This is a genomic window from Citrobacter sp. TBCS-14, from assembly GCF_005280805.1.
Taxonomy (GTDB): Bacteria; Pseudomonadota; Gammaproteobacteria; order Enterobacterales; family Enterobacteriaceae; genus Citrobacter; species Citrobacter gillenii.
Genome location: NZ_SZWM01000457.1, coordinates 141,872 through 155,177, shown reverse-complemented (window position 1 = coordinate 155,177; position 13,306 = coordinate 141,872). Strand labels below are relative to the sequence as shown.

The following is a 13,306-nucleotide window of genomic DNA, read 5'->3' as shown; positions in this document are numbered from 1 at the left end:
TTAATCACGAATTAAGAGTTCAAGCATGTTTATATCAAAGGTTGGGATTTCTTTAGCGTTAAAGACTTCCATCCGTTCTGAAAAGCTATCATCGATAAAAATAGATTTTTGCTGTTTAACCCAGTCGCTTTTCTTTGCATCTTTATCTAAATGTATTATTGAATCAAAAAGCATGCTAATACGACGTGTATTAAGTTCGAGATGGATATCTCCAGCATGACGAGTGATTAAGTGGATTGATATTCCGTGGTTAATACATTGATATAAAAAGGTAATGACAAGCAGGCAGAGTTTGTCATTAATAATAACGGTATCATCATAATCGATATAAACATGCTGAAATTGTATGCTGTGCTTGTATTGATTAGACAGACTACGGGTAATCTGAAGTTCTTTACAGACGGGGAGCAAAGCAATCTTTTTCCGCATTGCTTCATAGACAGTAAGTAGAGGAAAATTGATGCCATTCACGCGATTTAGCGCCATTGTACCGGCAATACGTGGAGCGACTTCCAATAATGTCAACTCACCTGTCGCGGCGCGTTTTAGCTGAAAAAACCAGGCTCCACGCATGTGAAATCGATCTGAAATAGCACGAGCATATTCCTCGACGTGTTCAAGCGTGACCAGCCTCGACGTCATCGCAATTCCAGCACGAATCCGTGAGCGGGTGCGCGGCTGGCAAAACAGCAATCCCCGGTCGCGGTCGGAAAAGCAATCAACGGTATATTCATCCCCGCTAAGGTATTCGCAAACGATCAGATCACTTTGTTGGGCAAGAAGCGACGCTAAGGCTTCTGGCGTTTCAATACAGCTGGCGCCTTGCGCTCCCTGTCCACGATCGGGTTTCACAAAAACCGGCCACTGCGTAATTTTGTTACTGTCAGTATACACCGCAGGAACGGGTAATATTTTTCTAAGAGACTGATATGTTTTGCTTTTATAACGGGTGGTGTGGCAGGTTTCATGGGGGGGACACAACACCGTTGCTGAAAGAGCATCTCTTTTTTCAGAGAGTGCAAGTAGAGCATCGTCATGTGCCGGAAAAATATAATCGATCTTTTCTAACTGGAGTAGTTGCTGCAAGGCATCCAGCCAATTCGGTTGCGCTATGTCTGGAATGACATGATATGCGCAAGCACAGTGACGGGCGTGGCTGTCGTAATCAGACCCGGCCAGTGTAATATTGATGTGCTTATCATGGCGTAAGGCGTAATAGATTTCCTTACCAATTTCTGTCCCTGCCGGAAATATAAGTATATTAGTCATGCTGCAATAAACTCGATAATTGTATTAATCTCCTCAGATGTCATATCCGGGTAGATTGGTAGACACAGGATGTGTTCCGAAGCATAGTTTGCTACCGGTAGATTTTCTTTTTGTGCTCCGGGCATTTTTTGATACATCATCAAATTAGACAGTAGTGGATAAAAATATCGTCGGGTCAGGATATTATTGTTCTTTAAGCGTGTGTAAAGCTCGTCTCTGGATATTTTATAGTCTGATTCGATGAATACCGGAAAGTAGCTGTAGTTGCTTTTATAATTGGTATTATTCAGTATTCTTATGCCTTTGATACCGACCAGGTTTTGACGATATAGCTGATCGATTTTTTTACGTTTAGCGATAGCATCATCTACATAATTCAATTGTAATAAACCGAATGCAGCCTGTATCTCATTCATTTTTCCATTGATACCGGGAGCCACAATAGTGACTTCGTCGGCGATACCAAAGTTTTTAAGGTAATCAATTCGTGTCTTTGTCTTTTTATCGTAACTAACGATTGCGCCGCCTTCAAACGTGTTGAAAACTTTTGTTGCATGAAAACTGAGTACTGAAAGATCGCCATGACGCAGGATGCTGCCACCAACATCTTCGATCGCAAAAGCATGCGCAGCATCGTAGAGGGTAGGAATGCCATAATTGCTTGATATTTCTTCTATTTCTTCAGTTTTGCAGCTCTGCCCATAAACATGAACAGGCATTATTAATCCGGTGTTTTTGGTGATTGCGTATTCAATGAGCCTGGAATTAATGTTAAGAGTCTCAGGATCAATATCAACAAATACCGGTGTTAATTGATTCCAGAGTATACTATGGGTAGTTGCAACAAATGAGTAAGGGGTGGTAATGACTTCACCTTTAATTCTTAGTGCTTGCATCGCTACAATGAGTGCGATTGTTGCGTTACAAAATAATGAAATATACGGGACGTTCAAATAAGCGGCTAAGTGCTCCTCAAGTCGCTGATGCATGCTGCCATTGTTAGTTAATTGTCGTGATGACCAAATATCCTCTAAATAAGGTAAAAACTCTTCAAGCGGAGGCATAAAGGGTTTTGTAACCGTAATGGGATTCTGCTGCAAAGATTTCATTATTAATGTTCCTGAGATAAGTTATTGATTATTGTTTGATAAGAGTCAGGTAATCTCGACTTGATACTTAAAATAATGAGTTCTCTGATTTTCTGGTCATCAATATGACGAAGCGCTATGCGATAAAGTTCTGGCAAGATCTGTAAGCGTGAATCGCAATGGATAATTGCCTGTACGATGTGATATGTTATTTTGTTAACGTTATTATGATTTAAGGCAACTAAATACCCTTGGTAATGTAAAAGAGCATCAGTCGGATCGTCAATAAGTAAGTCATCAATGTCTTTATTTAACAATGTATGATCTGGATGCGCATATTGTTTCCAACGGCTATCTATTGCTTTTACCCATGCAGGTTCATGCTTCCATTGGTTGAGGATCATCATTCTGTTACGGTACATTAACTTGCTATTATCTCTTCTGAACCATGTGTTATTATTATGGCGACGATACTTGGCCACGACTCGCTCAGAAGATATAAACTCCCCTTGTTTCGCAAGCTTTAAAAACATGTCCCAGTCCTCCTGTACTAAATCAGGAGGGGAACGTTCAATTCTTAAATAAGCATCTCGGCGGATAAGTGAGCCAATATAGAGGCTTAAATTACCCGTGATGAGCATATGTTCGAACACATCGCCATTGAGGAATATATTATTGTATGGAAAGATCGAGCCATCAGGCATGATAACTTGCACAGCACTGTAACACATTGAAAAGTTGGTATTTTTCTCCATCATGTTTACCTGATGCGAGATTTTTGTGGGCATGATTAGATCATCTGAGTCGACGACAGCAATGTACTTTCCTTGTGCAAGATTCATTGCTTGTATTATTGGTTTTTCACCTTTTTTAATGTGTTGGGAGTAATAATTTTCTTCTCTCAGAATCGTTTTACACTGGTGTTTTTTTTGGTATTTCTTGATGATTTTTTGAGAGTTGTCGGTAGAGGCATCATCAACAATAATAACCTCAATATTTTTCCATGTTTGTTTGTAAACACTTTCCAGTGCCTCTTCAAGATATTGAGCGTGGTTATAACTGGTGACGATAATACTCACTAATGGGCTGGTCATTTATCTCTATCCTGTGAAGTCTGGAAGCATCATGGGAATAATTTTTTCTGCAGACTGAGCAGTAGCGTATTCATTGACACCAGAGAGCTGTTTTCCAGCACCTCTGCAATCTCACTGGCCGCTCTCTTCCCCGCCTTACCATCCATAAACGCGTCGCAATAATGTTGGCGGATCTCGTCCAATGGCGCCTGTAACGCGTTCCAGTCGTTTGAGCTGGACAGCAGGTTTCTGAGTTCCACCATATCGCCGGCGACCGGCAAAATCGCTCGGATCTGCTGGTCGGCACTGCGGGGGCTGGAGTAACTTTTCTGCCCATCCAGTAACGCCTGCATACCCGGCCAGTCGAGGAGGATGACGCGCTTGTTGGCATGAAGGGCATCGAAGATAAATCCGCTGTTATCGGTGAGGACGTAATCGGCCTTCGCGAGCAGCGGAAGGACGTGATCCGGCGCATCGGTTCGGTTTTTAAAACACTTGCGCGCCAACGTCAGCGAAGCGGCCTCTTCCGGCCGAGAGCAGGTACCGTGGTGCAATTTGCAGATGATATTGAAGTCATGGCTTAAATGGCTCAGCTTTTCCGCCCAGTGCGGTAGTGAGCTTAATGCGCCGTAGGTTGGGGCATACAGTAGCGTTGGTTTTTTGGCATCAAATTTCAGCGATGCCGGGAGAGATGTCTCAACGTGTCCTTGATGCCAGCGATCAAAGCGGGGATTTCCAACCACCTTCGCGCTGCCGTTAATATCCAGCGCTTGTTTGCTGTAATGGCTGTAACACAAAATACGGTGGTAGAACGTATTCCACCAGGCATGATTCCACTCTTCTTTTGCCAGTCCGTACATGGCGCGAACGTGAATATCGGCCAAATCTTTCAGAGCCGGCGTGTAGTAGGGGCTGACCAGACATTTGAAACGTTTACGTTGCTGAATAACTTCAGAAATACGTGCGCCACCCAATGTTGGGTCGTTGATAGCGTTAATGGTTGCCGCCATTTCATCAAGGAAAGGCTTGTGAATGCGATCGTTTACCAGCAACGAGCATGGATGCCCCATTGCTTGCAGTGCGGCAATGATTGGCTGATAGACGGCATAATGAAATGAGGTCTCCATAAAGAAGGCGATCGTATTATCTATCGCGTTAACGGGCTGAGATGGTGCGCTAGTTACCGATTGAAAGTTAGCGGGGGCTTTATTTATTTTATTGAAATAAAAACGAATATTATCTGTTTCCTGCTTTTCGATGTCGCTATAGCCCGCGCGTTGGTAGGCAATGCTCGGATAGCAGGCCAGCCATTTTCCGTCGCGCAGCAGGGGCTGCCATTGTGCTTCCAGCGACTCGGACGGATCCTGCGCCATCTGCCTTGCAAGCGAGGCGTAATAATGGTCGTTAACCAGGTAGGCGCACACTTTCCGGCAATCGCGGGCATGGATCATCCCGTTGAGGCTTTTCAAAACCGTGCCCTGTTTGATTTCACCGCCGAGCAGGATCACTTCCCAGGGTAATTTCGGCAGGGCGCTGAGCAGCGCATTCAGCACGCTGATGTGCTTCTCTTGCTTCAGAATAACGGTATCGTCTTCCAGTAACAGGTAGTTTTTCCAGCCCTGCTGTTGTGCCAGATGCAAGGCCTGCAAATGAGACTGGCGACGGCCCAACTGACCATTTACGTCTTCGCAGGCGGCCAGGCGGGTGATTTTTTCCGCCGGGACACGCAGCCGGGCAAGTTCCTGTTGGATCTGTCCCAGACGATCCGTGCGCGCATCAAGGTTGACGATCACCACCTGATCGATGGCATCCCAGTGGATCGGCTGATGGTGGGTGGCGTTATGCAGGCTCTGATACCAGTTTTTCAGCATCGGATCGGGGATTGCCTGCTCGAGGCTGGTCTGCAACGGTTCACTGGCTCCCAGTACAAAATCTTTATCAAACGTATTCTGGCTGTGTGAGATACACAGAATGGTGCGTTCTCCAGGGAGTTGCAGCGGGTTAACGGTGAAATTATGGGTGAACCCCGCCTCTTCACTTAGGTTGCACTCATCATCATAACGGTGTTTTTTCAGATAGTTACGGTGATAGCAGAAAGTCCCGTTGAGAATATTTTGTGGGCCAAAACGGTGGGTTTTAAAAATACGATTGATGTGGCTGTACCAGATAGGGATCTGGTCTGAACCGGAAATCAGCGCCCGGTGACGCTGCATCATCGCAAGGGTATAGGTGATTTTATCCGCCGGATAAAAGTCATCATCGTCCATACACAGAATATATTCACCCTGCGCCAGTTCATTGAGCATATTGCGTTTTTTACCCAGCGCCAGCCTTTCCGGATGGTGGATATAACGGATATTAAATGCGCCAGGTTTGCCTTGCGTCAGTTGCTCAATAAGCGGCAGGTGGCTTTGCGGTGAATCATCGAGGATCACCAGCTCTCTGCGATCCGCCGGATAATCCTGATAGCGGAACATGTACAGTAGCCATGGCAAGAAAGCGGCACGGTTCCAGGTCGGCGTAACGACGCTGACAAACGGTTTTTCACGACCGGTATCCAGAGTCTTAACGACGCCAGGCAAAATAGTGCGAGTTTTAGCGGATTTGGACATGATGACTTCACGGAAAAAAGGGCCGGTAGATTCCCGGCCAAGGGGCGCTAACAAATAAGCAGTGAAAAAGCAGACAGCAGATAATCCGCTGGCAGTATGGCCTGCACCTGCTGGCGTACTGAGGCTGATTCCTCGCTGTGGCGCCAGCGCTCAAGCAATGTAAACAGCGCGAAAATGTCAGCCTGGCTCAGCGGCGAGCCGTCCAGCGTCCACAGGCTCAGTAGGGTACGGATCAGGTAAAAATCGGTGACCAGCTCAAACAGACGTTGGGTGATGCTGGCGCTCTCATGCTGCGGGAAGGTGTCATGGTAGAGGCGATAGATCAGATAGTTACTGAAAATCCAGGCTTCCTCGGCAAAGTACTGCTGATGGGCTTTATGCCACTGTTTCTGTAATTGCTGGAGCAGCAAAGCTTCGCTGTTGGCATCCTGCATCATGAGCAAACTCAACTGCAGCGGCAGCGTCATTTTGCGCGGGCTTTCGGGCAGGATCTCCCAGTCGAAGGTCAAGCCGCCCATCAGAGACAGCAAATGGCATTGCAATTGTGGCAGGGCCGGTAGACGTGAAAATTGATTCTGCAATTTTCCCGTTGCGGCATAGTCAGCAAGGACGTTGGGCTGTGAGGCAATTTTTGCCAGCGTGTCGGCGTCGTCGCCCGGCAGCTTTTCGGACCACGAAAGCATAATGCCCAGCGCGTACAGACGCAGGTCTGGCGTTAAACCGGCAATCGTTACGGCATTGAGTGCGGCCTGATTCAGCACCCGATCGCGTGGTGATAACAGGGCGCTCTGTGAGTTGCAATCACTCTGGGTGACATGCAATACAAAAGCATTGGCATCGCCAAGGGCGGCTGTGCAACTGGCGATGTCTGTTAACGCCAGGCTCTGGCGGATTTCATGTTGCCACGTCATCTGGACATGCAAGGGAGAGTCCGGGTTGTGGGCTAAAAATGCACGGACAAAGTCAGGCTCGTAGCAATTAATTGTACTCATAACGTGTTCTCAGAAATTCCAATATTCAAATCTGGGCACTGTATTGCAATTTGCGTGCCTGTTTTTTTTAATTAATATATCAATGGGTTAGATTTGCAGGGGAAAGGCGCCTTCCGTTAAAAACGGAAGGTGGCAGGATTAAGGCTGGTAAATAAAATCAGGCTCGGTGCCCAAAAACGACTGAATGAATTCGCACTGGCGAATCAGCAGATCGCCATTCTTTTCGTTATAGGATTTGCAGCGTTCCGCTTTTTGTTCCAGACGCTGCCACCAGCTTTGCGCGGCGTTTTTTTGTGGGCCGGGCAACCAGCTAAATACCTGTTCCAGACCGCGACGATTGACGCTCACGCCCAGCTGTTGCAGGATCGCGCGGCGCTGCAGGCTACTGCTATTTAACTGTTCATAATGCTGTTGGATGACTTCATTGACGCTCAACAGCTCGTCACTGGCTCGACGAATCATACACAAACGCTGCTGTTCCAACTGAGTTCGCAGTGTGTCATACAGCGTTTCGTCTTCCCGAATGCCCTGAAGCAACAATTTCACCTGTTGCAGCTTAGTACTCACGGTTCTGACCTCTTATTTCTGGAAAAAACTGAGCATGTCACCTGCCAGCCGATCGGTATCAACCTGCAGATCGCCATTGGCCAGCGCAGCCTGCATTTGTGCGACTTTGTCGTAATCAACATCGCCCTGCGTGTCTTCATTCAACGTCTGCTGAGCGGACTGCAGCCCGGCCTGAGTCACATCATCAGCCGTTAGTGACGTGGTGCTGACGGTGCTGGATTTCGTTGTGCTTTTGTCGGCAGCACTGTTCCCGGACGTCGTTGGCGTAGGGCGGTTACCGGACAGCGTTGGGGTTATTTTCATAGCAACCTCGTGCGTATTCTTCTGTTACTTGCTAAAAGCGACCGTGAAGGAGAAAACTTTAATTCCATCACAAAAAATCCCGTTACTGCGTTGCCGTTAGCGTGCTGACGATGCCCGTATCATCCACCACGCCGCTAATCACCCGCTGACTGCTGGTGTTACGGATTTTAATCACTTCTCCTTTACGGCCGTTTTTCAACGCTACGCCGGGCATTGATGCGGTGATCCCCGCCATATGCGACACGATAGTTACCGGCTGGTCGCGCTTAACCAGAATGGGTTGTACTAATTCAGCGCGAGTCAGCGGTTTACCTGGCTGCAGGGTGCGTTTGCTGGTGAGCCCGACGGCATCGTCCAGTTGCATCAACAGCTCATTTCTCTGCCCGCTGATGTGATATTTCTTCAACTGTAAATCATCCACCGTCAGCACGGTGTCGCGCTCAATCAACGATTTCGGCATCACTACTGGCACAAACACATCCGGGCGCACCGCCACGCTGACCTTCCAGCCTGTGTGGCCTGGACAGCTCACTTCAAAATTCATCCGGCTTAAGGCCGTTTCGGCGGGAGATGACGCGCTAATGTGCGGCTCAGAAGGACAGAGTGGGGCGGTCGCAACCATCGAAGGGATATAGACATTGAAGGTATAGCGGTAGTCATGCCACTGCTGTTTTTGTGCCAGGGCGTCGATCTGCTGACTTGCTGCAGTGAGGACCTGCGCGTTGATCTGCTCCCGGGCGCTGTGCTGAACGGGATGGACGGCGGCATGCAGTGGTAAGGCAATGCTTAATGCCAGCAGGGTTATTGCGACAAAGGGGAAGGAAGGCTTCCTGCTGCGGGACGATAGTTTCATAAAATCATTTCTCATCAATCACTTAAAAGTTGGCATGCATATTGCTTATAACAGCGATATTGATGCAGGAGTGATGCGAGAAATGGGAATCAGTTTTCAGCAAGCGTTGGGAGTACATCCGCAGGCAGTGAAATTACGTCTTGAGAGGACCGAGTTACTGACTGCGAATCTGGCAAACGTCGATACGCCAAATTTCAAAGCTAAAGATATTGATTTTGCCGCTGAGATGCAACGGGCAAGTCGAACAAATGTAATGCCAGAGGTTGATGTGAAGTACCGCGTGCCGATGCAGCCCTCAGAGGACGGCAATACCGTAGAGCTGAATACCGAGCAGGCTCGGTTCTCACAAAACAGTATGGATTATCAAAGCAGTCTGACCTTCTTGAACCTGCAACTTAGCGGTATCAACGAGGCCATTGAAGGGAAATAACCATGTCGTTTACTGATATTTATCAGATTTCAGGTTCGGCGATGACGGCGCAAACCATTCGCCTGAATACCGTCGCCAGTAACATGGCGAACGCCGAAGCGCCCGCCAGCAGCGAGGCGCAGGCTTACAAAGCGCGTAGTCCAGTCTTTGCCGCCGTTTACCACAATAGCCTGATTGGTGCGCATAACCGCCACGCGATTGATGGCGCCAGCGTTCAGGTGCAGGACGTCATGCAAAGCGGCGGGGCGGTGAAGCGTTATGAGCCTCACCATCCCATGGCAGACCGGGATGGTTTTGTCTGGTACCCGGACGTCAACGTGGTTGAGCAAATGGCTGACATGATGTCTGCGTCCCGTGACTTTGAAACGGATGTTGATGTGCTGAATAACGTCAAAAGTATGCAGCAAAGTTTACTCAAATTAGGAGAAGCATAATGAACGCCCTGGCTCTGTATGCCCAATCGCAGTCGCTGGCTTCTTCCCAAGAGCCGACAGCGGTGGCGGAGAACAATGTCGGTTCCACGAGTAACCTGGGTGATAGCAGCAGCACGTCGTCCACCACGGATACCAGCGACACGTCATCCACTACGACAACCACAACCACCTCCACGGACTCCTCTGGCGTGGACACGTTCCTGACGTTGTTTGTGGCGGAGATTGAGAATCAGGATCCCACCGATCCAGCGGACCCGACAGACTATATCGACCAGCTCGCCTCAATGGCGCAGGTGGCGATGATGGAAGAGATGAGCGTTCAGGCCAATACCAACGCCGTGCTGATGAGCAACATTCAGGTCATGGCGTTAGGGAATCTGGTGGGTGACGACATTATGGTGCAAACCACCACGCTGGATATTGCCGACAACACCAAAGAGATTCAGGGGCGCGTCACGCTGGACGACAGCTGTACCGATGTGGATCTGCATTTCACTGACGCCGCCGGTGATGACTACACCGTATCGCTGATCCCGGAAGGGGAAACCTCCGTCGGACCTGGGCAGGTGGATTTCGATATTAATCCCGCTGATTACGGTATTCCGGCGGGTGATTACAACGTGTCGGTGGTGACCAACACCGGGGAAGCGGAAGTACCTATTGAAGTCACCGGTGAGGTTGAGGATGTGCGTATTCCGCTCGATGGCAGCACACCGGTTCTTAACGTGGACGGCGTCGGGGAAGTGCCTTTCACCATGATCACCCAGTTCGGCGTGCCGGATAGCACTGATGGCAGCGGCGGTTCCGATGACACCACGCCACCTGATACCGACGGCGGCAGTGATAATTCTGACAGCGATAACGTTATCTGATTTTACATTACAGGAATAAATAATGAGTTATGAAATTGCAGCGACGGGGTTAAACGCCGTTAACGAACAACTGGATGGGATCAGTAACAACATCGCTAACTCCGGTACGGTGGGTTACAAATCGATGACCACCCAATTCTCTGCGATGTATGCCGGGACGCAGGCCATGGGCGTGAGCGTGGCGGGTTCAGCGCAAAGTATCTCCACCGGTGGTTCTATGGTCTCAACGGGCAATGCGCTGGATCTGGCCATTAACGATGATGGCTTTTTCGTGATGTGCGACAGCGCCGGGAACATCTCCTATACCCGCGCCGGTTCCTTCGTAACGGACAAAAATGGCTATATCGTCAATGCGTCCGGCGATTACCTGCAGGGCTATCCGGTTGATGACAGCGGTACGCTGCAAACCGGGACGGTGTCCGATATCCAAATTCAGACCGGTAACATTCCGGCAGAAGCGTCAGACAGCTTGTCCTTTACGGCTAACTTTGACGCCAGTGATGCCACCATTGATCGTTCCACGGTCGCGTTTGATCCCACCAACAGCGCGTCTTATTCCGACAGCTATACCACCACAGTTTATGACTCACTGGGTAACGAGCACTCGGTTTGCCAGTACTTTACTAAAACCTCGGATAACACCTGGGAAGTTGATTATACCTTTGATGGTGCTGCTCAGGACGGCGCAGCACCAACCACCTTAACGTTCGATCCGAACACCGGCAAGTTGACCTCACCGACCACGCCGCAGACCGTTGAATTCACTACCGATGCGGCCGCGCCGATTGAGTTGACCGTCGATTACTCCAGTTGCACCCAGTACGGTTCCGATTTCTCCGTCACCACCAACTCCGCGAATGGTTATGCGTCTGCAACCCAAAACGGCGTGCAGGTTGATGACGACGGAAAAGTTTACGCCACCTACAGCAACGGCGAACGCATGCTGCAAGGTCAGGTCGTGCTGGCGACCTTCCCCGACGAAAATGGGCTGGAAGCGGTGAGCGGCACCGCCTGGGTGCAAACGGGGGAATCCGGCACGCCGCTGATTGGTACACCGGGATCCGGTTCTTGCGGCACGCTCTCCTCCGGCATGCTCGAAAGCTCCAACGTTGATATCACCACTGAACTGGTTGACCTGATGACGGCCCAGCGTAACTACCAGGCGAACACGAAAGTGATCTCCACCAGTACGCAGCTTGATGATGCGCTGTTCCAGGCAATGTAAGGCGCGGATAAATGGATCGCTTGATATATACCGCCCTGAGCGGGGCCACCCAGACGCTGCAAGAGCAGCAAATCAGCGCCAACAACCTCGCTAACGTCAACACCACGGGGTTTCGCGCGGATATGGCGATGGCGAGTAATGACAAAGTGAAAGGCGGCGGATTCGATACGCGCTATATGGCGAAGGAGAGTCCAAGCGGGGTGAACGACAGCACCGGCATCGCGGAGAAAACGGAGCGTCCACTCGACGTGGCCTTGCAGGGCACTGGCTATATTGCGGTTGAGGATAAAGATGGTAACGAAGTCTATACCCGCAACGGCAATATCCAGCAGGACGATCAGGGGCAGCTCACCATCAACGGTAACGTGGTGTTAGGCGATAACGGCCCGATCATCCTGCCGCCGAATGCCATTGCGTCTTTTGGCAGCGACGGCACGCTCTCGGTGACGCCAGACGACGGTGATGTCACCGCTACCATGGACATTGACCGCCTGAAGCTGGTGGATATACCAGTGAACAATCTGGCGAAAAATGCGCAGGGCATGCTGATCACTGCCGATGGCGTTCCGGCCCAGCGCGATGAAAACATCAAAGTGAGCGGGGGCTTTCTTGAGAGCAGCAACGTGTCGGCGGTTAGTGAAATGATGTCCTCCATTGCGATGAACCGCCAGTTTGAAGCGCAAATCAAGATGATGAAAACCGCCGAAGAGATCAGTGATTCGGGCAACCGTTTGTTAACCGGCTCCTGAGCCGCCGTGACCCATCAGGAATAAAGCATTATGAATGCAGCGTTATGGATCAGTAAGACCGGCCTGTCGGCACAGGATGCTGAGATGAGTGCGATTGCCAACAACATCGCCAACGTCAACACCACAGGCTTTAAGCGTGACCGCGTGATGTTCCAGGATCTGTTCTATCAGACTCAGGAAGCGCCGGGCTCGATGCTCGATCAAAACAATATCATGCCGACCGGCATGCAGTTCGGCAGCGGTGTGCGAATTGTCGGAACCCAGAAAACCTTCAGTGAAGGCAATGTGGAAACGACCGAGAACTCGATGGATGTCGCCATTATGGGACAGGGTTTTTTGCAGGTGCAGAAGGCCAACGGCGATATTGCCTACACCCGCGACGGCGACCTACAGGTCAATGCTGATGGGGTAATGACCAACTCCCAGGGCTTGCCGTTGCAGCCGGAAATCGACGTGCCGTCCGGCGCGACCAGCGTGTCAATTGGTGAGGATGGCACGGTGACGGCCATCTTACCTGGCGATACTGACACCACTGAACTGGGCCAGCTGACGCTGGTGAACTTCGCTAACCCTGCCGGGCTTTCTGCCGAAGGGGACAACCTGTATCTGGAGACTGCCGCCAGCGGCCAGCCAACGGAAGGGGTACCTGGTGAAGATGGGCTCGGCACGCTGCAGTCAGGGGCACTGGAAGGCTCCAATGTGGATATCGTCAACGAAATGGTGGCGATGATCACGGTGCAACGTGCTTATGAGATGAACGCCAAAATGGTCTCTGCGGCAGATGACATGCTGCAGTTTATTAGTCAGACGCTGTAACGCAACAACGTGAAATGCCGGAT

The 13,306-nt window shown here is 49.9% G+C and carries 14 protein-coding genes; 6 read left to right on the top strand and 8 right to left on the bottom strand.

All coding sequences use genetic code 11. From position 1 onward, the window contains the following. From FDX22_RS16675 to flgA, 8 genes are all read right to left on the bottom strand, one after another. Positions 1–1,269, bottom strand: a complete 1,269-nt coding sequence (locus FDX22_RS16675; RefSeq protein ID WP_146717499.1) for an ATP-grasp domain-containing protein — start codon at positions 1,267–1,269, stop codon at positions 1–3. Next, a complete protein-coding gene (locus FDX22_RS16670; protein ID WP_146717498.1) occupies positions 1,266–2,378 on the bottom strand; it encodes a DegT/DnrJ/EryC1/StrS family aminotransferase in 1,113 nt (370 codons plus the stop codon). Before FDX22_RS16670 ends, FDX22_RS16675 begins: the two co-directional genes overlap by 4 nt. A 2-nt stretch (positions 2,379–2,380) precedes the next feature. Beyond that, entirely contained in the window at positions 2,381–3,451 is a 1,071-nt protein-coding gene (locus FDX22_RS16665; RefSeq protein WP_146717497.1) for a glycosyltransferase family A protein, read from the bottom strand. Positions 3,452–3,480: 29 nt separating this feature from the next. Beyond that, positions 3,481–6,042, bottom strand: a complete 2,562-nt coding sequence (locus FDX22_RS16660; RefSeq protein WP_146717496.1) for a glycosyltransferase — start codon at positions 6,040–6,042, stop codon at positions 3,481–3,483. Positions 6,043–6,089: 47 nt separating this feature from the next. Continuing rightward, on the bottom strand, positions 6,090–7,034 hold the full coding sequence (locus tag FDX22_RS16655; protein ID WP_135912532.1) for a lysine-N-methylase: 945 nt from the start codon (positions 7,032–7,034) through the stop codon (positions 6,090–6,092). 138 nt (positions 7,035–7,172) lie between these two features. After that, positions 7,173–7,601: a flagellar protein FlgN gene (flgN, locus tag FDX22_RS16650; RefSeq protein ID WP_117342026.1), complete on the bottom strand. Its 429-nt coding sequence runs from the start codon at positions 7,599–7,601 to the stop codon at positions 7,173–7,175. Positions 7,602–7,613: 12 nt separating this feature from the next. Next, positions 7,614–7,904: a flagellar biosynthesis anti-sigma factor FlgM gene (gene flgM, locus FDX22_RS16645; protein ID WP_146717495.1), complete on the bottom strand. Its 291-nt coding sequence runs from the start codon at positions 7,902–7,904 to the stop codon at positions 7,614–7,616. Between the two features lie 82 nt (positions 7,905–7,986). Continuing rightward, positions 7,987–8,757, bottom strand: a complete 771-nt coding sequence (gene flgA, locus FDX22_RS16640; protein WP_146717494.1) for a flagellar basal body P-ring formation chaperone FlgA — start codon at positions 8,755–8,757, stop codon at positions 7,987–7,989. An 82-nt stretch (positions 8,758–8,839) separates the two neighbouring features. On the opposite strand from flgA, the gene FDX22_RS16635 reads away from it, so the two are divergent. The 6 genes from FDX22_RS16635 to flgG are packed head-to-tail and all read left to right on the top strand — an operon-like array spanning position 8,840 to position 13,283. Continuing rightward, complete coding sequence (locus FDX22_RS16635) at positions 8,840–9,187, top strand: flagellar basal body protein (RefSeq protein ID WP_117342265.1); 348 nt, start codon at positions 8,840–8,842, stop codon at positions 9,185–9,187. A 2-nt stretch (positions 9,188–9,189) separates the two neighbouring features. Next, a complete protein-coding gene (gene flgC, locus FDX22_RS16630) occupies positions 9,190–9,621 on the top strand; it encodes a flagellar basal body rod protein FlgC (protein WP_117342029.1) in 432 nt (143 codons plus the stop codon). Continuing rightward, positions 9,621–10,493, top strand: a complete 873-nt coding sequence (locus FDX22_RS16625) for a flagellar hook capping FlgD N-terminal domain-containing protein (protein WP_117342030.1) — start codon at positions 9,621–9,623, stop codon at positions 10,491–10,493. The genes flgC and FDX22_RS16625 overlap by 1 nt, the downstream gene beginning before the upstream one ends. A gap of 22 nt (positions 10,494–10,515) precedes the next feature. Next, the gene (gene flgE / locus FDX22_RS16620) at positions 10,516–11,718 is read left to right on the top strand and encodes a flagellar hook protein FlgE (RefSeq protein WP_117342031.1); all 1,203 of its coding nucleotides are present in this window, start codon (positions 10,516–10,518) and stop codon (positions 11,716–11,718) included. Between the two features lie 11 nt (positions 11,719–11,729). Further along, a complete protein-coding gene (locus FDX22_RS16615; RefSeq protein ID WP_135912530.1) occupies positions 11,730–12,467 on the top strand; it encodes a flagellar basal body rod protein FlgF in 738 nt (245 codons plus the stop codon). Positions 12,468–12,497: 30 nt separating this feature from the next. Further along, positions 12,498–13,283 (top strand): flagellar basal-body rod protein FlgG, encoded by a 786-nt coding sequence (gene flgG / locus FDX22_RS16610; RefSeq protein ID WP_117342033.1) that lies wholly within the window; start codon positions 12,498–12,500, stop codon positions 13,281–13,283. Positions 13,284–13,306: the final 23 nt, after the last annotated feature.